Origin of the sequence: uncultured Sphingomonas sp. (genome assembly GCF_936927845.1) — a bacterium.
Classification (GTDB): domain Bacteria; phylum Pseudomonadota; class Alphaproteobacteria; order Sphingomonadales; family Sphingomonadaceae; genus Sphingomonas.
Genome location: NZ_CAKZHV010000029.1, coordinates 1 through 21,044, shown reverse-complemented (window position 1 = coordinate 21,044; position 21,044 = coordinate 1). Strand labels below are relative to the sequence as shown.

Sequence of the window (21,044 nt, the reverse complement as noted above, 5' to 3'; positions counted from 1 at the left end):
ATGACGGGTGCAAAACTACCGGCTGGATGGCAGGGCTACGTCGCCGGTGGTCGTGCGCATCTCGCCGCGGCATCAGCCGATCTGATCGAGCAATGCGATCCGTGCGTGGTCCTTCGCGCGGCCAAACCGCGCGAACATCGCACGCAACTCGGCACGTGCTGGAACGAACACGGTGGTCTGGCCCAGCGACACCGCTTCACGCGTCTGCGGCACGACCGGACGCCAAAGGCCGTCAGTATCGCGCAGCTCGAACACGGCCATGAACTCTACGGCGAGCGGCGGCACCAGCCAGCGGCCGAACACCGCCGAGCGGAAGCGCGGGTGGTTGGAGGGCGGCAGGGGCGCGATACCCAGTTGCGGGAACACTCGGGTCGCGTCGTCTGGGCTGAGGATCACGTCCACGTCGGCGACCGTGATCGGCTGCACGCCGTGGAGCGCGGCTGCAGCGCTGGAGATGATCCACCACGGATCGCCTGCGTCGCGCAGTGCCAAGGCGACGGCGGTGATCGTTTTCGCGAGCGGTTCGGGAAGCGGCATGATGTGCTGCGTACTTCGCTGCCGCAGCGTTATCGCGGCAGGGTCAACGACCCGCCGGACACTCAGCTCAACGCTGCGGCGGCTGGCTCGCGCTTGCGCCGCCGGACAGGCCCGGCTCCTCGCCGGTGCTGTCGTCGTCGAACGCCTCGCCGGGATTGCCGCCGCCCGCGCCGCTACCGCTGCCGTGCACCTCGCCCGTCGCCGGATCGAACGACGCACGCTGGCCGTTGTCGGGCGGAACCGGTGCCGCGTCGCGCACATGCTCGCCGGGGCGCGCGGCAACGGTGCCGGAGGGAGCCCGCGCACCGCGCGCGCGCTCGTCCTCGACGCTGTAATCCTGGCCGGTATAGCCCTCCGGCCGGTTGAACGGCGCGGGTTGGTGCGAGCGTTCGTGATCGACCTCGGCATGGTCGAGCGGCGCGTCGGGGTTCCGGCGGTCGGTGTTGCGCATCTTGTCGTTCATGCCGCTCAAACGCGCCGCCGGCACAGCCGATCCGTCAGACGATCTCGAACAATCCCGCCGCGCCCATGCCGCCTGCGGTGCACATCGACACGACGACGTAGCGCACCCCGCGCTTGCGACCCTCGATCAGCGCGTGGCCGACCAACCGGCTGCCCGTCATGCCGAACGGATGCCCGACCGCGATCGCGCCGCCGTTGACGTTGTACTTGTCGGGATCGATGCCGAGATGATCGCGGCAGTAGAGGCATTGCGACGCGAACGCCTCGTTCAACTCCCATAGCCCGATGTCGCCGACCGACAGCCCGGAGCGCTCCAAAAGCTTCGGTATCGCGAAGACGGGGCCGATCCCCATCTCGTCGGGCTCGCACCCCGCCGCCTGGAAGCCGCGATAGATGCCGAGGATGTCCTTGCCCTCAGCCTCGGCGGTCGCGCGGTCCATCACGATCTGCGCGGCGGCGCCGTCCGACAATTGGCTGGCGTTGCCCGCGGTCACGTTGCTGCCCGGCCCGGTGAACTCGCCGCCCGCCCACACGGTCTTGAGCCCCGACAGCGCCTCGACCGTGCTGCCCGCACGAATGCCCTCATCCTGCGTCACGGTGACTGTCTCGGTGCCGGTCCTGTTGCCCGCCTTGTCGAAGATCGCCTTCTCGACCGTGATCGGCACGATCTCTTCGGCGAATGCGCCTGTCTCCAGTCCGCGCGCGGCGCGCTGTTGGCTCATCGCGCCATATTCGTCCTGGGCGGCGCGCGTGATGCCGTAGCGCTCGGCGACGATCTCGGCCGTCTCGATCATCGGGATGTAGGCGGCGGGCACTTTGCTCGTGACGCTTTCGTTGACGAAGCGCGGTGCGTCCTTGGTGACCGTGTAGCTGATCGACTCCATGCCGCCCGCCAGCGCGACGTCGATGTCGCCCGCGATGATCGAACGCGCGGCGAGCGCCACCGCGGTCAGCCCAGAACCGCACTTGCGGTCGAGCGTGAACGCCGGCACCGAATGCGGCAATGCGCCGGCGAAGATCGCCATCCGCCCGGCGTTGCCGCCCTGCGTGCCCCATTGATTGCCGACGCCCCAGAACACGTCGTCGATCCGCGCGGGGTCGATCCCGGCGCGCTCCACCGCGGCGTTCATCACGTGCCCGGCGAGCACCGGTGCCTCGGTCGCGTTGAACGCGCCGCGATATGCCTTGCCGATCGCGGTGCGGGCGGTGGATACGATAGCGGCTTCGCGCATGGGGGCTCTCCTGATGGTTGCCCCTGCCTAGATCGGGCGCGCGGCCGTCGCAATCGCGCGTGCGTGCTATTGCCTAGATGGATCGCCCGCTTGCTTGGACGCGGCATCGTCGCGCGCGGCGGCGAGCGCCATCGCCTGCGCCGAGCCGGTCGCGGGCTTGACGCGCGCCGCCGGCTCCCGCCGCGCGAGCGTCAGATAGAGCACGCCCGCGATCAGGATCGCGAGCACGGCGAGCACGGGCCAGCCGGAAAAGGTGCGGGCACGGGTTTCGCGTCGGTTCATGGCGGATGGCCTCAACATGGATCAGCCATTCCAATCGCCACCGCGCCCGCGGCGTTCCGGCCGCAACGGTTACATATTCTTGCTGATCCGGCGCAGCCGATCAGGCCAGGCGATCAGGCTGGTCGGTCAGGTCGGGCGGATCAGGCCGCCAGCCCGTGCGCGCGGCCGGCGAGCGCGTCTTCGGCCTGGGCGAGCGCGCGCGGATCGTCGACGTCGAGCCACCAGGCGTTCCCTACGTCGACGACACGGGCGTCACCGCTTTGCGCCAGCGCCTCGACGCCCGCCGAGATCGATCCCGCGCCGCCGCTGATGATCGAGGCGCGCAACGCGTCGTGGAACCGTCCATCGACCGCGAACACGCCGGTGTCGTAGCAGTCGTAATCGGGCAGGTGCTTGCCGATCGCGACGATCCGGTCGCCGTCCCGGTCAGCGGCGGTGCGCACCCGCGTCACATCGTCGAGATCGACCAGCGGATTGTCCAATCGACGATCGACGCCGAGCACCAGCGCGGCGGCGGGCGCGGCGATCACGCTCGCGACCAGTGCGGGATCGAACAGGTGATCCGCCATCATCAGCAGATGCCGCTCGCGCCCGACCGCCGCGGCGCCGGTCAGGACCGAGTGTCCGTTCGGCCGCGACCAATCGTCGGTGCGCACGCAGGTGATCTTGACACGATAGGTCCGCGCCGCCTGCGCCAGATGCGCCTCCAGCGCCTCGCCCTCGTGACCTGTCACGACGGTGAACGCGCTCGCGCCGCCGTCGCGCGCCGCGAGGATGACGCGGTCGATCAGCGCGACGCCCGCGACCGGGGTCAGCGGTTTCGACGGCGACACCGCGCGCAGCCGGCTGCCATAGCCGGCCGCGACGATCACGGCGTGCATCGGATCAGTCCCGCGCGACCGTGGCCGTTATTCGGCGGCGATGCGGGCTTCGTGGCCGGCGATGAACTCGTCGGTCATCTGCGCCGCGACATCGTCGGTCACCTGCTCGGGCGGGTGCTTGCAGAAGAATGCCGACGGGCCGGCGAGCGCGCCGCCGACCTTGCGGTCGAGGCCAAGCTTCACGCAACGGATCGCGTCCACGACCACCGCCGCGCTGTTCGGCGAGTCCTCGACCGACAGGCGCAGTTCCAGGTTCATCGGCACGCCGCCGAACAGATCGCCTTCGAGGCGCAGGAAGCACAGCTTGTTGTCGCCCAGCCACGGGATATAGTCCGACGGACCGACGTGGATGTTCTCGTCCGCCAGACGCTCGGCGATCACCGCCTGCACCGCCTCGGTCTTCGACTCCTTCTTGCTCGCCAACCGGTTGCGGTCGAGCATGTTCATGAAGTCGGTGTTGCCGCCGGTGTTGAGCTGGTAGGTGTGATCGATCGTCACGCCGCGCTGGCCGAACAGGTTGGAGAGCACGCGGTGGACGATCGTCGCGCCGACCTGCGCCTTTACGTCATCGCCGATGATCGGCAGGCCCGCGTCGGCGAACTTCTTTTCCCATTCAGGGCGCGAGGCGATGAACACCGGCATGCAGTTGACGACGCCGAGGCCCGCCTCGAGCGCGCATTCCATGTAGAATTCGGTCGCTTCCTGGCTGCCGACCGGCAGGAAGTTGACCAGGATCTCCGCGCCCGAATTCTTCAGCTCGGCGACGATCTCGGCCTTTTCCGCGTCGCGCGTGTCGTTGATCTCGAACCCGCGGTCGTTGGCGGCGGTCAACATGTGCGGGGCGACGCCGTCGAGCTTCGCGCCCATCTTCACGATCGTGCCGGTCTTGGGCACGTCGGCGTGGAACACCTTGGTGCAGTTCGGCTTGGCGAAGATCGCCTCGCCGAGATCAAGGCCCACCTTGCGGCTGTCGACGTCGAATGCCGCGACGAACTCCATGTCGCCGACCTTGTAGCCGCCGATGTCCTCGTGGATCAGGCCGCTGGCGGTGTTGCTGCCGGTATAATGGTACTTGCCCTGCACCAGACTGCTGGCGCAATTGCCGACACCGATAACCGCGACCTTGATGGTATTCATTGATCCCCACTTGCCGGGCACGTCCGGCACAAGACAGAAAGTTTGCCGCTCCGTGACAGAACCGTTGCGGCTGTCAAGCAAAGGGTGATCGTACACCATCGCGGCCGCGTCTGCACGAGGGAAAGCGTGGACGAATTTCGACCCACTGTGGCGGGAAAGCCGCGGGAACTGCAAGGTTTTCTGAACGCCGCGCTTTATCATCCGATCGCGGGCGCGCTGGCCCGCGCGCTGGTTCCGACGCCCGTCACGCCCAACATGGTATCGGTGTTCGGTGCGGTGATGGTGGTCACCGCGGGCGTCTTCTACACGCTGGTGGGCGGTGCTTGGGGGATCGCGATCGGTTTCCTGCTGCACCTGTCGTGGCACGTCGTCGACGGGGCGGACGGGATGCTCGCGCGTCTGTCGGGTCGGGCGTCGCCGCGCGGTGAGGTGGTCGACGGGATGTGCGACTATTTCGGCCACGGCATCCTTTACGCGCTGCTCGCCGCGCAGCTCGACGGGTCGCTCGGCTGGGTCGCATGGGTGATCGCGCTGGGCGCGGGCGTGTCGCGCGCGGTGCAGTCGGTGTATGCCGAGAGCGCGCGGCGCAGCTATCAATGGTGGGTCTATGACGTGCCGTGGCTGCAGAACCAGCGCGCGCCGCAGCCGGGGCTCGGCGGCGCGTTGTCGCGGGCGTATCTGCGGGCGTGGAACACGATGTCGGGCGCGACGCGCCGCGTCGACGCTCTGGTGGTGAGCGCCGAGCACGACGCGCCCGAGCGCGCCCGCATCGCCGAGCTGGCGCGCGCGGCGGGCACGCGGACATTGCCCGTGCTGGCGGTGATCGGCGCCAATCCGCGCACGATCCTGCTCGGGCTCAGCATGATCGCGGGCTCGCCCTTGTGGTTTTTCCTGACCGAGCTGGTTCTGCTGAACCTCGTCCTGGTGGTCGCGATCGCGCAAGGGGCGGCGAGCGCGTGCCGGATCGTCGCGCTGGTCGGGCGCGGGCACTGATCGACGCGCGCGGGAGTGGGCAGGTGGGAGCGGGCGCGCGGGAACGCTGAGGCCGGCGACCCGTTTCGCTCCCGAACCGGTTCAATCAGGGAGAAGGTGATGCGGCTGGCATTGATGATCGCGGCGGGCACGACCCTCGCGCTCGGCGCGTGCGCGCGCGAGGAGATGGCGACGGGCACGCCGATGGCGGGCGGTGCAAAGGCGGTGGCGAGCCTACGCACAGCGGATGGTACCGACGTGGGCCGCGCCACCGCGACCGAGGTGGCGGGGGGGCTGCGCTTCACCGTCGACGGCATGTCGATGCCGGTCGGGACGCACGGCGTCCACGTCCACGCGGTCGGCCGCTGCGACGCACCCGCGTTCACCACCGCGGGCGGTCACTGGAACCCGACCGGGCGCAAGCATGGTGCGATGAACCCGCAGGGCCCGCACGAGGGCGACCTGCCCAATCTCGTGGTTGATTCGGGCGGCCGCGGCACGATTGGCGCGACGGTGCCGGGCGCGACGATGGCCGGGCTGATGGACGCCGACGGAGCGGCCTTCATCGTCCACGCCAAGGCGGACGACCTGATGACCGATCCGTCGGGCAATTCGGGCGATCGTATCGCCTGCGGCGTGTTCCAGCCCGCCTGACGCGCGGGCGCTCGCCCGCTGTGGCGCGCGCCCGATCATCCGTCTGTCCGGCGAGTCAGATAACCTCGCCCGCGGCGCGCGCGCGTTCCTCGCGCGTGCGCTCGGCGGCAGGGACCAGGCGATAGGCCGCGACCGCGGCGGCAAGCGTGATCGGCACGGTCAGCAGCAGCGACAACATGCCCGTCGACAGGCTGCCCGACAGCGTCGACACCCGACCGGCGAGATACGGTCCGAGCGCGAGGCCGAGCAGGGTGGTGCCGATGAAGAAGGTCGCGGTCGCCGCCCCGCGCATCCGCGGCAGCACCAGATCCTGCGTCGTCGCCGCCGCCGACCCGAGCGCCAGGCTGGCGAAGAATTGCGCCGCGAACAGGCAGGGGTAGAGCACGGCGGGCGAACCGGTGGTGAACCCCATCGCCAGGAACGGCACTGGCAGAACCGCGCCCGTGATCACCATCACCAGTCGCCCAGCCGGGTTGCGCTGCCGCAACCGGTCGCCCATCACGCCGCCGACGGTGACGCCCAGGAACCCCGACAGCGCGCCGACCCCGCCCAAGATCAACCCAGCGGTCGCCGGCTCGACCCCCAGCACGCGCATCGCGTACGGCGCGGCCCAGAAGCTCGCGGCGTAGCTGAGAAAGGCGTTCAGCCCGTAGGCGACGACGGTGCAGACGAAGGCGGGCGTGCCGATGATCAGCGCAAAGGTCGCGGGATCGCGCCGTCTGAGCGCGCACGCCCAGGAGAAAACGGCGTAGCAGCCGGTGCCGACCGCCAACCATTGCGGCGCGGGCTCACCGGCGCTCAGCAACACCGTGACTGCGACGACGACGACGCCGAGCCCGAGCAGGTTGACCAAGAGCGCGCGCGGGCCCCCGCGTAGCGCGCCGATCAGCGTCAGCGGCGGCAGGATCGTCACCAGTTCGTCGAAGAACGCGCGGAACGGTGCCGGATGCCGCTCGGGCTCGGGCAGGCCTTCTACCGCGCCGCGGATCGGCTCGCGCAGGGTCGCGATCCACACCGCCAGCACCAGCCCCGGCAGCCCGACGGCGAGGAACGCCGCCTGCCACCCGACCAGCCCCAGCGGGCCTCCCGTCGGGTAGGCCGCATTCCAGCGCTGCACGATCGCGCCGCCGATGAACAGCGAGCATCCCCCGCCGACGTAGATGCCCGCCGAGTAGATCGACAGCGCGGTGGCGCGCAGCTTCTTGGGGAAATAATCGGAGATCAGCGAATAGGCCGAGGGCGACGCGGTCGCCTCGCCGACACCGACGCCGATCCGCGCCGCGGTCAGTTGTGCGCCCGACGAGGAAAAGCCCGACAGCGCAGTCATCGTCGACCACAGTCCGAGCCCGATCGTCATCAGCCGCACGCGCGACCAACTGTCCGCCAATCGCCCGAGCGGGATGCCGAACAGCGAGTAGAACACGCCGAAGGCGGTGCCGTAGAGGAATCCCAGGTCCTCGTCCTTCAGGTGCAGGTCGCGCTTGATGTCCTCGGCCAGGATCGAGATCACCTGCCGGTCGACGAAGTTCAGGATGTAGACGACGAACAGCAGCGCCAGCACGTACCAGGCGTAACCGGTCGCGCGCACCTCGCTCTGGCGAACCTCGGCCGCCATTTGCGGCCCCGTTGCTGTTGGCCCCGCCATCCCCAACCCCTTTGCGTCGTTTGATCGCGAGCCTAGCGGGCGTCGACGCCAGGCGCCAGCGGCCAGCGCACCACCGGTTCGTAGCGCGCGCCTTCATGGCCCAGGTGGCTCTCGTACAGGATCAGATGCGGCAGCGTGAACGCGGCGGTCGTCAGCGCGGCATGGCCCGCGACCCAGCGCGCGATCGCGCCCGCGTCGCTGCTTCCTCGCCCGAACCGCGCCAGCGTCAGATGCGGCAGGTAGCGCCGTTCGTCGCGTGCGACGCCCGCGCGTGCCAGCGCCTGATCGACCTTGCGGTGGAGCGCGGCGAGCGGTTCGGCCGGCACGATCCGCGCCCACAAGGTGTCGACGCGCCCGCGCCGGTCGAACGTGCCGACCCCGTCGACCCGCGCCTCGACCACGGGCGCGGACACGGTGCCCAGCGCAGCCGCGATATCCTCCGCCTGCGGTCGCTCGACCTCGCCGATGAAGCGCAGCGTGACGTGCAACTGCTCCTCGTCCTGCCAGCGCGCGCCGGGCAGTTCGTCCATGACGTCGACCAGTGCGTCGCGGATGTCGGGGGGCGGGCGCAAGGCGACGAACAGGCGGTGCATGGTCCCTCCAGCGGGCGCGATCGCCGGGCATGTAACGAACCGTTGCCATCGGCGGGATGGAGCCCGGCGCTCGCTTGAAAAGACGGAGCCCGCGCGCGATATTCAACGTTGATCCGGTGTTCCATGCCGGACGAAGGAGCGAATTGACAATGGCAAACTGGTCGGACCCTCGGTCCTCTACCGCCCGTTTCGGGGCGGCGCAGGCCGGTACGCGGGACGCCGCCTACGACGCGGGTCTCCGGTCGTACATGCTGTCTGTTTACAACTACATGACCTCGGGCGTGCTGCTGACGGGCATCGTCGCGCTGGGCTTCGCACTGTCGGGCTATGCCGCGGCCGTGTTCCAGACGCCGCTGCGCTGGGTGATCGTGCTTGCCCCGCTCGCCTTCGTGTTCGCGATGAGCTTCGGGCAGAACCGCTTCAGCTCGGGCCAGTTGCGCGCGATGTTCTGGGGCTTCGCGGTTGCGATGGGTTTGTCGCTGTCGACGATCTTCCTCGTCTACTCGCCGGTCGCGATCGCGCAGGCGTTCTTCGCGACCGCCGCGGGCTTCGCGGCGCTTAGCCTTTACGGCTACACCACCAAGCGTGACCTGTCGGCGTTCGGCACGTTCCTGATCATCGGTCTGGTTGGCCTGATCGTCGCCAGCCTGATCAACATGTTCGTCAACTCGGGCCCGCTCGGCCTCCTCATCTCGCTGGTCGGCGTGCTGCTGTTCGCAGGGCTGACCGCCTATGATACGCAGCGGACCAAGAGCATGTACTTCCAGGTCGCGGGCCACGGTGAACTGGTGTCCAAGGCCGTGGTGCTCGCCGCGTTGACGCTGTACCTCGACTTCATCAACATGTTCCTGTTCATCCTGCGTCTGTTCGGCTCCGGCCGCGACTGATCCAGGCATAGCAGCGGAATAAAGATGTGCGGGCTCGGCGGCCAACCGCCGGGCCCGTTTGTTGTGCGCCTACCTTTGAAAGATCATCTGCGTGCGCCTCTCGATCGACGCTTATCTCGATTACGGCTTTCCCGAGCGCGCCGACGTGCTGCTCCAGATCGAGGCGGCGGCACTCCCCGACCAGCGGCTCGAACAACAGTCGCTGATCATCGAGAGCGATCATCCGATCCGCGCGGTCGCGGGCGAGGAGGGGATCGGTCAGCGCACCTGGGCGACCGCCGAATACCGGCTCGTCGCGCATTACCGTGCGGTGGTGCGGATCGACCGCGTCACGCCCTCGCTCGCGGCGATGCCGCACACCCCGGCCGCGCTGCTGCCGCCGCAAACGATCCCCTATCTGCTTCCCAGCCGATATTGCGAGTCGCACCGCTTCGACCATTTCCTGCGCGGCGGCGATCTCGCGGTCGCGCTGACCGACTGGGTGCGCGGCAATCTCGACTATGACGGCGCGGGCAGCGACGGGCGCAGCAGCGCGCTCGACACCTTTGCCGAGCGGCGCGGGGTGTGCCGCGATTACGCGCACCTGCTCGTCGCATTGGCGCGCGCGGGCGAGATCCCGGCGCGCTGCGTCGCCGCTTATGCGCCGGGCGTCGACCCGCCCGATTTCCACGCGGTGGTCGAACTGTGGCTCGGCGGCGCGTGGCGGCTGGTCGACCCGACCGGAATGGCGCACCCGGACGAGATCGCGCGCGTCTGCGTCGGGCGCGACGCGACCGACATCGCGTTCATGACGATCTTCGGCAGCGCCTGGCTCCAGCAGCAGCGCGTGACGGTGACCCGCCTCTAGGAACAGGCGGGCGCGCACGTCGTTGTTGTGTCGAAACATGGATGGAGGTTCAGGTGTCCGATAACCCGATCGACGATCGCGCGCTCGACAGCATGTCGGTGGCCCCGGACCAGGGGACGCAGGCAGGCAATGCGGGTGGTAGCAAGGACGCGCGCCAGGATGCCGGCCAGGACAAGATGATCAACAAGCGGCTGCAAAAAGACCCGTCGAACGAGGATGCCAAGCTCGACGAGGGTCTCGACGAATCGATGGATGCGTCTGATCCGATCTCGTCGACGATCCCCGGTCGCAAGGACGAGCCCCCAGCCTCGTCGGGCTTCGACGCCGCGGAAGAGGCCGAGCGCCAGCGCGACGCCTGACCGCGCCCGATTTGGTACGAGGAAGGGTCGGCGCCGCGCCGGCCCTTTTTCGTTTGCGGTGACATCTCCGACGATCACTGTTGCTCGCGCGACCCAGCGTAGGACAATTAAAGATAACCGGCCGCTCGTTTTACCGCATTTATGTTGCGCTGCGGCATCGCACATGATGGATTTATGACGCGGCGCACGTATCGTTAAGGCTGGCGTTAACCATCCTGGCGCATGATGCCCCGCATGGCATGGGTGATCGGGCGGGGTTGAGCGATGAGCGCGAGGATGAAGCCGGCGGAAGGCGCGATGACGCTGGCAGAGATGAAGGAATTCGCGAGTTTCCCGGCGGCGACGCAGCGCTACATCCGGCGCAGCCTGGATGTCGGGCTCGACCGGCAGGACGCGATGCTGCGTTGGTCGCGCGACGTGGTCGAGGCGGCTTCGATCCGCGCGCAGGCGCGTCACTACCGCCGGCTCGACGATCTGCGCGCCGCGGTGCCCGACGACAGCGGGCTCGACACGGTGGAGCCGTTCCTCGCCCCCCTCGTCGTCACCTCGGCGTTCGATCTGGGGCAGGGGCGGCTGCTCAGCTTTGCCGCTTACCGTTTCCTCTACGAGCGGCTGATCGGCGCGCGCGTGCGGCCGTGGCTGCCCGCGGCCTTCTGCTCGGCGGCGGCGCTGCCGCACCTCCATCCGGAACTGCGCCGCAAGCTGCTGCAATCGATCAGCGAGGCCGCCGCGACCGCGTCGGGCTGGTCATCGCGCCAACCCGCGTTCTTCCCGCACTGGGTCGAGAAGGTCGAGGCGGGCGCGCCGCTCCACTGATCGCTCACGCGAGCACCAGTCGCGCGTCAATGCCATATTGCGCGCGCGCATCGTCGAACACGGTGACGAGCCGCGGCAGATAGGCGCGCACCGCCGCGCTCGCCGCGTCGACCTCGCGGATCGTCACCACAAACGGCGGCGCCACGCGGTAATGTCCCGCGACGAGCGCATCGTATACCGCGTCGAGATTGGGGCCGTGCCAGTCGGGTGCGCCGAGCGCGGGAAGTAGGGCGGCGTAGATGTCGCGAAACTCCTGCCAACCGCGCGCGTCGAGTGTGATCGCAGTCACCGGCACGCGCGCCAACCAGCCGCGTCGCGGTTCGCCTGATCGAGGTGGAAGTGATCGCGATGCGCGGCGTTATAGTCGGGCGACAGCACCGTCGCGAACAGTCGGCACGCGCCGTCACGAACCTCGCGCAGGAACGCCGCATCTTGCCGCGCGGTCTCGCTCTCTCCACCGTTCCAGTCGCGCGCCACGGTCACGCGCCGCCCATTCGCCAGCCGGAACCCGGCTATGTCGACCGCGTCGGCGGTTGAATGCTCGCTCCAATTGCCCGCGTCGCGCCCGTAGATGCGCCGGCACGAATAGCTGCCGAAATGCTCGATCGACGCGATCCGAGTCCCGAACTGCCGCTCGGCTGCGGGCTGCACCACGTCCCACTCCCATTTGGCGAGCGCCGCGGCGACCGGGCAGGCGATGCCGAGCCCGGCGGGTGTATAGGCGAGGTCACGCGCGCCGCCGCCGGTGAAGCGCACCGCGTCGCTATATCCGCAACGCGCGCCGTCGTCGCGCGGTGGCAGCGCGGTGTAGCGCACGCCCGCGCGGTCGAGCAGCGCGCGACACGCGCCGAAATCCTCACCCAATGCGGTCAGCTTTCGCCCGGTGAACACGCCGATCGGCTGCGCCAGGTCGAGCGGTGTCCAAGGCAGGTCCTGCGGTCGCCCGCGCAGCACGCCCCACGTGACCAACGCGAACAGCCCGATCACGCCGATGACCACCAGCGTGCGGAGCGCATGGCGCGTGCGGCGGATCACTCGCGCGCCCGCACTCACCCCCGCAGCGCTTGGTCGATCGCCTCCGACGTCACCGGGTAGCCGAGGTCCTCGGGTATGCAGAGCCGTTCCTCTCCCTCGCGCTGCTCGGCCCACGGCGTCACGACGCGCACCGGCGTCGCGCGGGCATGCGCGACCGCCTCGTCGAAGGATGCAAACTGCGCCAGCCGCTCCAGGTTGCGGCGGGTGGGAAAGATGATCGACAGCCGCCCGGCATCGGCCTGGGTCAGCACGGCTTGCGCGCTCGCCCAGGCGAGCCGCACGTTTTCGGTACGATCGACGCTCGCGCCCGGCGCGTCGGCCGGCAGCCGCGCGAGATAGAAACGCGTATCGAAGATCCGCATGTGGCGGTGCGCCGGACGCCAGCGCGCGAACGGCACCAGCCGGTCGAGATCGAGCGTGACGCCCGCGTTCCGTAATACCTCGGCGAAGGGCCTGCCCGCGTGGAGTGCCTGCCGCATCTGCGCCAAGGTGTCGCGCGTCGGCATCTGGGCTAGGCCGATCGGCAGTCCGGCTTCCTCGATCGTCTCGCGGATCGCCGCGACCCGTGCCGCCGTCTCTTCAACGTCACCCGGCGTCAGCGCGCGTGCCATCGCTTCGTCGCCGGGATCGACGCGTCCGCCCGGAAACACCATCGCGCCGGCCGCGAACGCCATCTTCTGCGCGCGTTCCACCATCAGCAGTTCGGGCGGGCCCTGGTCGAAGTCGCGGAAGATCACCAGCGTCGCGGCGGGGATTGCAGGCGGCAGATCGGTGCTCATAACCGCGTCGCGGGTCGGATGCCCGCTCATCGTCGCGCCTCGTCGCACAGACGGCGTGATGGACGGATGTAACCGCCTGTCGGTGTCCGCAGCCCTGCGACGATCATGCACGCTCCTTCCACTGCGCAACATCGGGGGATGCCGCGCCGTGCGCAAGGGCGTGTGAGCACCCGACGCCCCGCTAACCTCGGTCAATAAGCATTCTTGATGTGGATCAAACGAGCGCGGCATGCGACGAGTGCCCGTTACGTGGCCGAAACGGCAGGAACGAAGCTCCGATCCGAGACTTTCTGCCCTTGCATACGACGCAGACAACCGGCGCGTTGCTGTCCAGCAAGGAGGACCTAATGGGCTACGAACGTTACCCGCGCGGCACCAACCCGCAGGGCGATTATTACAATCGCGACGAAACGCAGGACTATGGCCGTGACTATGGCTCGGGTCGCCAGCACAGCTATTCGAGCGCGCGCGACTATCAGTCGGCCGGCATGTTGGGCCGTGACGACGACCGGAACGACCGGAACGATCGCGGCAACAACGACCGTTATGGCTCGGGTTCGTACGGGTCGAGCTCGTACGGCCAGCGCGAATACGGCAACGCCGGTTACGCGCGCGACTATAATCGCGACCGCGACGAACGCGATGGCCGTTCGGACTATGGCCGCTCCAGCTACGGCAGCTCGAACTACGGCGGGTCGGACTATGGCCGCTCGAACAGCGGGCGTTCGAACTACGGCCAATCGGATTACGGCCGGTCCAATCAGTACGGCCAGTCGGGCCAGTACGGCCAATCGAGCCAGTACGGCCGCTCGGACTACGGCCAGTCGAACCAATATGGTTCGGCCAGCAGCGACTATCATGGCAGCTACGGCTCGGACGGACGCCGTTTTGTCGACGTGGGCGATCGCAAGCACTGGGACGACGACAATCGCAGCCGCAGCTACGGCCGCGACGAGCAGAACCGCTACGGCGGCAACGACCGCGGCGACTCGCAGCGTGGTGGCAATTACGGCCGCGCGCCGCAGGGCTATGATTATCAGGACCGCGGCTTCTTCGCGCGCGCCGGCGACGAGGTCCGCTCGTGGTTCGGTGACGAGGACGCCGAGCGTCGCCGCGAGATGGACAACCGCTACGACGAGCGCGAGTACAACCAGCGCGGATCGAGCGATCGCGACTCGGACTATCATCACTGGCGTTCGGGCCAGATCGCGGCGCTCGACCGCGATTATGATGAGTATCGCAGCGAGAACCGCACCAAGTTCCAGAACGAATTCAGCTCGTGGCGCACCAACCGCCAGACGCAGCGCGATTCGCTCGACAAGGTGAAGGAACATGCCGAAGTCGTCGGCTCGGACGGCAGTCACGTCGGCACCGTCGACAAAGTGCGCGGTGACCGCATCCTGCTGACCAAGAACGACGTCGATGCGGGCGGCCAGCACCACTCGATCCCGTCGAGCTGGATCCAGTCGGTCGAGGACAAGAAGGTGACACTGTCCAAGACCGCGGACGAGGCCAAGAAGCAGTGGCGCGACGAAGAGAACAAGCAGGCGATGTTCGGCTACGGTGATCGCACCAGCGACCGCACCGGCCAGCGCTCGCAATCGTCGTCCGCGACCGGCTACGGCAGCGGTGAGAGCACGTCGGGCCAGACCATGGGTGGGCAGGGCTCATCGACGCTGGGTTCGTCAACGGGCAGCACCGGCACGACCGGCACCAGCGCGTCGTCAACCTCGGCCTCGAGCAGCACCGACACCAACCTGAACAGCAGCTTCTCGGGCACTTACCAGAACAAGTAAGCGCATCGATGCTGTAACCGAGGGCCCGGGCGGAAACGTCCGGGCCTTTCGCGTTCACGGTCGGGTGATGGCCGTGTTGATGAGCCGGACGATCCAGAGTCGACCTTCGTCCCCGGCAAAAGCTCGCGGTGGGTAGGCCTGACCCGCGAACGACTTTGTTCTCACCAGATCGTGTGAAATCGCATCTCAGATCAACGCCTTGACCTTCGCCATTACCGCGGCCCATTCCAACATTCAGGACTGATGCACTCTTCGGCATCGTCGTTGCCGCAACGGCGTCTGACGCCCGACCACCGCGCCAATACCGCCGTGTTAACCCGCCCGCGCTAGACGAGCCCTCATGCGCGTCCTCACGCTCTCCACCCTGTTCCCCGATGCGACCCGACCCAATTTCGGCGTGTTCGTGGAACGCCAGACCCTCGGGCTCGCCGCGCACCCGGCGGTGGACCTGCGCGTCGTCGCACCGGTCGGCCTGCCGCCGTGGCCGCTGTCGCGCCACCCGCACTACCGTGCACTCGCCGCTTTACCGCGGCGTGAGATCTGGCGCGGGTTGCCGGTCGAACGACCGCGCTTCGTCGCCGTGCCGGCGACCGCGGGCCGCTTCCACGCCGCGGCCCTCGCGCGCGCGCTGCGTCCAATTCTTGATCGCATCCGCGACGACTTCGCATTCGAGGTGATCGACGCGAGCTTCTTCTTTCCCGACGGCCCCGCTGCAGTCGCGCTCGGGCGGCGCTACGGCGTGCCCGTCTCGATCAAGGCGCGCGGTGCCGACATCCACCATTGGGGCCGCGCCTCTGCGACTGCTGCCCTGGTGCGGCGCGCCGGGCAGCAGGCGGACGGTCTGCTCGCGGTCAGCGCGGCGATGCGCGACGACATGGTGGCGCTGGGCTTGCCCGCGCCGCGCATTCGCGTTCATCATACCGGCGTCGACCTCGACCGTTTCGCACCTGCCGACCGCGACGCGGCGAAACGCGATCTCGGCGTTTCTCAGGCGTTGGTCGTGTCGGTCGGCGCGTTGATCCCGCGCAAGGGGCACCACATCGTAATCGACGCGCTGGCCGACCTGCCCGGCGTCACGCTCGCGATCGCGGGGGAGGGGCCGGAGCGCGCGCGGCTCGAGCGGCTGGTGGCCGAGCGCGGCCTGGGCGAACGCGTCCGCCTGCTCGGCAGCGTGCCGCACGCCGATCTGCCGCGCTGGCTCGCCGCTGCCGATGCGACCGCGCTCGCCTCGTCGTCGGAAGGGCTCGCCAATGCCTGGATCGAGTCGCTCGCCTGCGGGACGCCGATCGTCATCCCCAACGCCGGCGGCGCACGCGAGGTGGTGACTAACAGGGCGGCAGGTCGGATCGTCGCGCGCACCCCGACGGGGTTCGCGGAGGTGCTGCGCAGCCTGCTCGCCGACCCGCCCGCACCGTCAGCAGTCCGGCGTCATGCCGAGCGGTTTACCTGGGCCGCCAACACCGAGGCACTCTACGACCATCTATCGCGGCTGATCGCCGATCATCGACGGGTCTGATCAACGAGCGGCTCGGGTCGACGCGACCGTAGAAACGTTCGAGCGCGCCCCGATCGTGCCACAATTACCCGCGTCTGTCCCATACCCGCCGCGAGCGGCGGCGGCTCACGCGTCGATCGGGTAGAGCGCCGCCACCACCTGTCGGTCCTCGGCACGCAGCACGCCCCAGGCGCGCGCGGCGGCGCGGCTGTCCATCGGCTCGACTCCGATCCCGCGCGCCTCCAGCGCGGCGATCAGCGCTCGCGGCGGCCGCGCCAGGTTCGCGCCGGTGCCGAGCAGCACGAACTCGGGCGTGCCCGCCAGGATTGCGGAGAGATCACCCTCGGTCAGCTCGGCCAATGGCGGCGGCGACCAGCCGTCGGCGCGCGTCGGGGTCAGCGTCAGCGCGGTGTACACGTTCTCGTCGACACGAAAGCCGTTCGGCCCCATCGCGCGGATCAGCGGACCCGCCGCGCCGGCGCGGTCCATTCGCATCGATCCGCCGCCCCGCGTCACCATCGCCCGCTACCCGCCAGCGTCAGTTGCGCGGGCCGACGCGCTCGGCATTCTCCATGCCGCCACGTCCCGGCCGTGCTGCGCCGCCCTCGGGCTCGGCGCGCAGGCCGAGCGAGATCAGCAGCGACGACGACACGTAGATCGACGAATAGGTGCCGACGAAGATGCCCAGGATCATCGCCGCGGTGAACCCGCGCAGCACGTGCCCGCCGAGGAACAGCAGCGCGCCCAGCGCAAGCAGGATCGTCACCGAAGTCATGACGGTGCGCGGCAGCGTCTCGTTGACCGACAGGTTGATGATCTCGCGCATTTCCATCTTGCGATAACGGCGCATGTTCTCGCGGATGCGGTCGTCGATCACGATCTTGTCGTTGATCGAGTAGCCGATGATGGTCAGCACCGCCGCGACGATGTTCAGGTCGAACTCGAACTGCGTCAGCGCGAAGAAGCCGAGCGTCATCAGCAGGTCGTGGACGATCGCGACGATCGTCGACACGCCGAACTGCCATTCGAAGCGGAAGATCGCGAACAGGCCGATGCCCAGGATCGCGAGCACGATCGCGATCGCGCCGTTGCGCACCAGCTCGCCCGATACCTTGCCCGACACGGTCGAGTAACGCAGGAACGTCGCGCCCGGGAACTTGGCGGCGAGCGCGGCCTCGACCTTCTTCACCGCGGCATTGGTCGCGCCCTCGTCGCCGCCCGACTGGACGGGCAGGCGGATCGACAGCGTGGTGCCGTCGCCGATCGGCTGGATGTTGGCATCACCGACGTTCTGCTGCTCGATGACGCTGCGGACCTGGTCGATCGGCGGTTGTGTCGCGAACCGCTCCTCGATCATCAGGCCGCCTTCGAAATCGACGCCGAAGTTCAGCCCCTTGTACGCGGTCAGCCCGACCGCGATCACGCTGAGCAGCAGCGTCAGCCCGAAGGCGATCCCGCGCAGCCGCACGAAATCGATGTTGGTATTGTCGGGGACGAGCTTGAGGAGTTTCATGGGTCCGCCCGGCTCAAATGTTGATCGTCTTGGGCTTGGTGCGGCGCACCCAACCGGCGACAAGCATGCGGGTAAAGGTGACGGCGGTGAACACGCTGGTCGCGATGCCGATCAGCAGCACCACCGCGAACCCCTTCACCGGGCCCGAGCCCAGCAGGAACATGATGATGCCCGAGATCGCGTGGGTCACGTTCGCCTCGAAGATCGTCCGGCTCGCTTCCTTGTAGCCGAGCTCGATCGACTGCACGACGCTGCGCCCGCGGTGGAATTCCTCGCGGATGCGCTCGTTGATCAACACGTTGGCGTCGACCGCGGTGCCGATCGTCAGCACGAAGCCCGCAATGCCCGGCAGCGTCAGCGTGCCCCCGATCAGCGCCAGCACGCCCAGGATGACGAACACGTTGATGACGACCGCGAGGTTCGCATACGCGCCGAAACGGCCGTAGGTCACCAGCATGAACGCGACCACCAGCGCGACCGCGACCGCGGAAGCGATGATGCCCGCACGGATCGAATCCTTGCCCAGATCGGGGCCGACGGTCGATTCCTCGACCACCTTCAACGCGACCGGCAGCTTGCCCGAGCGCAGCGCAATCGCGAGCGCGTTGGCGCTCTCGGTCGTGAACCCGCCGTTGATCGCGGCGCGCCCGCCCAGGATTGGCTCGTTGATGTTCGGCGCGGAGATGACGCTGTTGTCGAGGATGATCGCGAACGGCTTGTTCACGTTCTCCTGCGTCGTGCGCGCGAACCGGCGGCCGCCCTGCGCGTCAAAGGTGATCGACACCTGCGGCGCGTTGGTCTGCTGGTCGAACTCCTGCCGCGCGTCCGACAGCATGTCACCGGTGATGATCGCCGAGCGCTTCACCGCGATGAAGGGCACGCCCTGCGGATTGTTCGGATAGGGGAGCACCTGGCTGCCCGCCGGCGCCTGCCCCTTGGCGAGCTGCGCCGGGTCGGCGTTGACGTCGACCAGCTTGAACTCGAGCTTGGCGGTTTTGCCGAGCAGGTCCTTCAGTGCCTGCGGATTGCCCAGCCCCGGCACCTGCACGACGATGCGGTTCGACCCCTGACGGATGATCGTCGGTTCGCGCGTGCCCAGTTCGTCGATGCGGCGGCGCACGACCTCGGTCGCATCCTGCATCGCGCGGTCGACTGCCTGCGCGAGGCCCGCCTGCGTCGGCGTCAGCACGAAACGGCTAGTGTCGACGACCTGGATGTCCCACTCGCGCTGGCCGGTCATGCCCGCGCCGCCGCCGGTGATCGACAGCAACCGCTCGCGCGCGGCGTCGACCTGGGTGGGGTCGCGCAGCAGGAACGACAATTGCCCGCCGCGGCTGGAGATGTCGCCGATCTCGATCCGCGGGTTCTGGCGCCGCATTTCGGTCTGCACCTGCTCGCGCATCGCCTCGACCCGCGTCGCCGCAACGTCGTTGGTGTCGGCCTCGAGCAGGAGGTAGCTGCCGCCTGCCAGATCGAGCCCCAGGTTGATCGTCGGTATCTTGACCGGCAGGCGCGCGTTCAATCCCGGCACCACGCTCGGGATCGCGAGTGCGACCAAGACGGCCAGGAACGCCCAGATCGAGACGACCTTCCAGCGCGGGAAATCGAGCATCGTCGTGTATCCCGCTCAGTCGTTGGCGGGCTTGGAGCCGAGCGGCGTGATCTCCGCCAGCGTCGCCTTCACCACGCGCACGCGGGTGTTGGGCGCGATCTCGACTTCGACGAAGGCATCCTCGACGCGCGTGATCTTGCCGACCAGCCCGCCCGCGGTGACGACCGAATCACCCTTCTTCGCCGCCGCGACCGCGTTCTGCAGCTTGCGCACCCGCGCCTGCTGCGGCCGGATCATCAAGAAGTAGAAGACGATGAAGATAAGGAACAGGGGCGCCAGGCCGAGAATGCCGCCGAGCGCGCCGTTCGCGGATGCGGCGCCGCCGGCTGCCTGCGCGTAAGCTGGGGAGATGAGCATCGTTTCCATGCAAAACCGGGGGTGCGCGTGAGGAAGCCCCACGCGCAGGAAGTCTCGGCCGCTACCATCAGGCGGGGGTTGGCGCAACCGGCGCGCACCGATATGCCCGTTTGCGAAGGGCGGCGGACACGCGCCGAACCGGAGAGGACAAGCCGATGACGATCCTGGTGATGGGTACGATCAAGCTGGGCGAGGGTGAGGGCGCGAAGGCCGCGAAGCTCCTCGCCGATCATGTCGCGACCGTGCTGACCGAGGACGGCTGCGAGGAATATAGTTTCGCCTTCGATGCCGCCGACCCCGATCTCGTCCGCGTTGCCGAGCGCTGGTCGTCGCCCGAGGCGCTGGCCGCGCATGGCCAGGCCGACCACCAAAAGGCATTCGGCCGCGCGCTGCGCGCGCACGCGCCCTCGGCGATGAGAATCGACGCCTGGGACGGCCAGCACTGGCGCAACCTGATCGGCGGCTAAGGACAGGCATCGTGCGGGCGGGCAGAGCGGCATGGCTCGCCTTCCGCTCCGCTCGGACGGTACCGCCACACATTCGCTTGCATCCCCGCGCGCCCACGCGTAATGGCCGCCGCTCGGTCGGGGCGTAGCGCAGCCTGGTAGCGCATCACACTGGGGGTGTGGGGGTCGCAGGTTCGAATCCTGTCGCCCCGACCAAGAGCTTCTTTCTTACCTGTGGCACCACGAGAGCGGCGCATGCCCTTTCTGCGGCCCCGACGGCTCATCATACACGTTTGTCAGCAGGAAGAGCGCTCTTCTATCTGAGCGCGTATTTCCAAAGTGCGGCGCTCGGTTTCGCTCAGTCCCGCCATCATCTGAGCGAGTGAGGCGTGAGTGCCGCCTTCAAACTCTAGCGCAGCGCAGACTTCGAGCGCCGTGCGGTACTCACGCCACCTATCTTGTGCTGCTTGCCAAGCCTCTTCTTCGCTTTCGCTCAGCAACAGGCGCAAGTCCATCAGCGCCTGTTCTAAGTGCGCGTCCGCGACCCCGTACGCAGCCCCTGTGCGGGCCTTCATCGCGTAGTTGGAGTGAAATGCCTCTAGCTCCGCCGCTTCGTGGCTCAGAGCATCGACAACCTCGGTTGCTGCGGATGTGTCAATCGGCGTCCAAAAAGGACCCCCTATCGGCGTGCAAAAGGGACCCCCTTC

At 68.3% G+C, this 21,044-nt stretch carries 25 protein-coding genes and 1 tRNA gene; 10 read left to right on the top strand and 16 right to left on the bottom strand.

Features of this window, described 5'->3' with window-relative positions; translation table 11 throughout:
* Positions 1-72 precede the first annotated feature (72 nt).
* The 6 genes from Q0579_RS03885 to Q0579_RS03860 all read right to left on the bottom strand — a co-directional run bounded on the left by Q0579_RS03885 (position 73) and on the right by Q0579_RS03860 (position 4,531).
* Complete coding sequence (locus Q0579_RS03885) at positions 73-537, bottom strand: hypothetical protein (protein WP_298809288.1); 465 nt, start codon at positions 535-537, stop codon at positions 73-75.
* Between the two features lie 67 nt (positions 538-604).
* On the bottom strand, positions 605-1,000 hold the full coding sequence (locus Q0579_RS03880; RefSeq protein WP_298809286.1) for a hypothetical protein: 396 nt from the start codon (positions 998-1,000) through the stop codon (positions 605-607).
* Between the two features lie 34 nt (positions 1,001-1,034).
* The gene (locus Q0579_RS03875) at positions 1,035-2,231 is read right to left on the bottom strand and encodes an acetyl-CoA C-acyltransferase (protein WP_298809284.1); all 1,197 of its coding nucleotides are present in this window, start codon (positions 2,229-2,231) and stop codon (positions 1,035-1,037) included.
* A gap of 66 nt (positions 2,232-2,297) precedes the next feature.
* Positions 2,298-2,513: a hypothetical protein gene (locus Q0579_RS03870; protein ID WP_298809282.1), complete on the bottom strand. Its 216-nt coding sequence runs from the start codon at positions 2,511-2,513 to the stop codon at positions 2,298-2,300.
* A gap of 140 nt (positions 2,514-2,653) precedes the next feature.
* Positions 2,654-3,394 carry an NTP transferase domain-containing protein gene (locus Q0579_RS03865; protein ID WP_298809280.1) on the bottom strand — a complete coding sequence of 247 codons (741 nt, stop codon included), beginning with the start codon at positions 3,392-3,394 and terminating at the stop codon, positions 2,654-2,656.
* A 27-nt stretch (positions 3,395-3,421) separates the two neighbouring features.
* Complete coding sequence (locus tag Q0579_RS03860; RefSeq protein WP_298809279.1) at positions 3,422-4,531, bottom strand: inositol-3-phosphate synthase; 1,110 nt, start codon at positions 4,529-4,531, stop codon at positions 3,422-3,424.
* 126 nt (positions 4,532-4,657) lie between these two features.
* Here Q0579_RS03860 and Q0579_RS03855 point away from each other — a divergent pair, with 126 nt between their 5' ends.
* Positions 4,658-5,524 carry a CDP-alcohol phosphatidyltransferase family protein gene (locus Q0579_RS03855; protein WP_298809277.1) on the top strand — a complete coding sequence of 289 codons (867 nt, stop codon included), beginning with the start codon at positions 4,658-4,660 and terminating at the stop codon, positions 5,522-5,524.
* Between the two features lie 99 nt (positions 5,525-5,623).
* Complete coding sequence (locus Q0579_RS03850) at positions 5,624-6,157, top strand: superoxide dismutase family protein (protein WP_298809274.1); 534 nt, start codon at positions 5,624-5,626, stop codon at positions 6,155-6,157.
* Positions 6,158-6,212: 55 nt separating this feature from the next.
* Here the strand turns inward: Q0579_RS03850 and Q0579_RS03845 are convergent, their stop codons facing one another.
* A complete protein-coding gene (locus Q0579_RS03845; RefSeq protein ID WP_298809272.1) occupies positions 6,213-7,772 on the bottom strand; it encodes an MFS transporter in 1,560 nt (519 codons plus the stop codon).
* 62 nt (positions 7,773-7,834) lie between these two features.
* A complete protein-coding gene (thpR, locus tag Q0579_RS03840) occupies positions 7,835-8,395 on the bottom strand; it encodes an RNA 2',3'-cyclic phosphodiesterase (RefSeq protein ID WP_298809270.1) in 561 nt (186 codons plus the stop codon).
* A gap of 149 nt (positions 8,396-8,544) precedes the next feature.
* On the opposite strand from thpR, the gene Q0579_RS03835 reads away from it, so the two are divergent.
* The 4 genes from Q0579_RS03835 to Q0579_RS03820 all read left to right on the top strand — a co-directional run bounded on the left by Q0579_RS03835 (position 8,545) and on the right by Q0579_RS03820 (position 11,304).
* Positions 8,545-9,282 (top strand): Bax inhibitor-1/YccA family protein, encoded by a 738-nt coding sequence (locus Q0579_RS03835; RefSeq protein ID WP_298809267.1) that lies wholly within the window; start codon positions 8,545-8,547, stop codon positions 9,280-9,282.
* Positions 9,283-9,373: 91 nt separating this feature from the next.
* Complete coding sequence (locus Q0579_RS03830; protein ID WP_298809265.1) at positions 9,374-10,129, top strand: transglutaminase family protein; 756 nt, start codon at positions 9,374-9,376, stop codon at positions 10,127-10,129.
* Between the two features lie 53 nt (positions 10,130-10,182).
* Positions 10,183-10,488: a hypothetical protein gene (locus Q0579_RS03825; RefSeq protein ID WP_298809262.1), complete on the top strand. Its 306-nt coding sequence runs from the start codon at positions 10,183-10,185 to the stop codon at positions 10,486-10,488.
* Between the two features lie 264 nt (positions 10,489-10,752).
* Entirely contained in the window at positions 10,753-11,304 is a 552-nt protein-coding gene (locus tag Q0579_RS03820) for a hypothetical protein (protein ID WP_298809260.1), read from the top strand.
* Positions 11,305-11,308: 4 nt separating this feature from the next.
* On the opposite strand, the gene Q0579_RS03815 is transcribed toward Q0579_RS03820, so the two are convergent.
* Genes Q0579_RS03815 through Q0579_RS03805 form a run of 3 tightly spaced genes read right to left on the bottom strand, consistent with a single transcriptional unit; the run spans position 11,309 to position 13,148 of the window.
* A complete protein-coding gene (locus tag Q0579_RS03815; RefSeq protein ID WP_298809259.1) occupies positions 11,309-11,593 on the bottom strand; it encodes a barstar family protein in 285 nt (94 codons plus the stop codon).
* A complete protein-coding gene (locus Q0579_RS03810) occupies positions 11,590-12,336 on the bottom strand; it encodes an extensin family protein (RefSeq protein WP_298809437.1) in 747 nt (248 codons plus the stop codon). Before Q0579_RS03810 ends, Q0579_RS03815 begins: the two co-directional genes overlap by 4 nt.
* Before the next feature lie 17 nt (positions 12,337-12,353).
* Positions 12,354-13,148, bottom strand: coding sequence for an NUDIX domain-containing protein (locus Q0579_RS03805; RefSeq protein WP_298809257.1), 795 nt, complete (start codon positions 13,146-13,148; stop codon positions 12,354-12,356).
* A gap of 317 nt (positions 13,149-13,465) precedes the next feature.
* Here Q0579_RS03805 and Q0579_RS03800 point away from each other — a divergent pair, with 317 nt between their 5' ends.
* The gene (locus Q0579_RS03800; RefSeq protein ID WP_298809255.1) at positions 13,466-14,914 is read left to right on the top strand and encodes a DUF2171 domain-containing protein; all 1,449 of its coding nucleotides are present in this window, start codon (positions 13,466-13,468) and stop codon (positions 14,912-14,914) included.
* A gap of 340 nt (positions 14,915-15,254) precedes the next feature.
* Positions 15,255-16,430: a glycosyltransferase gene (locus Q0579_RS03795; RefSeq protein ID WP_298809253.1), complete on the top strand. Its 1,176-nt coding sequence runs from the start codon at positions 15,255-15,257 to the stop codon at positions 16,428-16,430.
* A 105-nt stretch (positions 16,431-16,535) separates the two neighbouring features.
* Here Q0579_RS03795 and Q0579_RS03790 read toward each other — a convergent pair whose 3' ends face one another.
* The 4 genes from Q0579_RS03790 to yajC are packed head-to-tail and all read right to left on the bottom strand — an operon-like array spanning position 16,536 to position 19,891.
* Complete coding sequence (locus tag Q0579_RS03790) at positions 16,536-16,904, bottom strand: MTH938/NDUFAF3 family protein (RefSeq protein ID WP_298809436.1); 369 nt, start codon at positions 16,902-16,904, stop codon at positions 16,536-16,538.
* Positions 16,905-16,947: 43 nt separating this feature from the next.
* The gene (gene secF, locus Q0579_RS03785; RefSeq protein ID WP_298809250.1) at positions 16,948-17,922 is read right to left on the bottom strand and encodes a protein translocase subunit SecF; all 975 of its coding nucleotides are present in this window, start codon (positions 17,920-17,922) and stop codon (positions 16,948-16,950) included.
* Positions 17,923-17,935: 13 nt separating this feature from the next.
* Positions 17,936-19,534 carry a protein translocase subunit SecD gene (gene secD / locus Q0579_RS03780; RefSeq protein WP_298809247.1) on the bottom strand — a complete coding sequence of 533 codons (1,599 nt, stop codon included), beginning with the start codon at positions 19,532-19,534 and terminating at the stop codon, positions 17,936-17,938.
* 15 nt (positions 19,535-19,549) lie between these two features.
* Positions 19,550-19,891: a preprotein translocase subunit YajC gene (gene yajC, locus Q0579_RS03775; RefSeq protein WP_298809245.1), complete on the bottom strand. Its 342-nt coding sequence runs from the start codon at positions 19,889-19,891 to the stop codon at positions 19,550-19,552.
* Positions 19,892-20,046: 155 nt separating this feature from the next.
* On the opposite strand from yajC, the gene Q0579_RS03770 reads away from it, so the two are divergent.
* The gene (locus Q0579_RS03770) at positions 20,047-20,358 is read left to right on the top strand and encodes a putative quinol monooxygenase (RefSeq protein ID WP_298809243.1); all 312 of its coding nucleotides are present in this window, start codon (positions 20,047-20,049) and stop codon (positions 20,356-20,358) included.
* Positions 20,359-20,476: 118 nt separating this feature from the next.
* Positions 20,477-20,553, top strand: a tRNA-Pro gene (locus Q0579_RS03765).
* Positions 20,554-20,633: 80 nt separating this feature from the next.
* On the opposite strand, the gene Q0579_RS03760 is transcribed toward Q0579_RS03765, so the two are convergent.
* The coding region (locus Q0579_RS03760) for a lysozyme inhibitor LprI family protein (RefSeq protein ID WP_298809241.1) at positions 20,634-21,044 on the bottom strand (411 nt) is incomplete at its 5' end.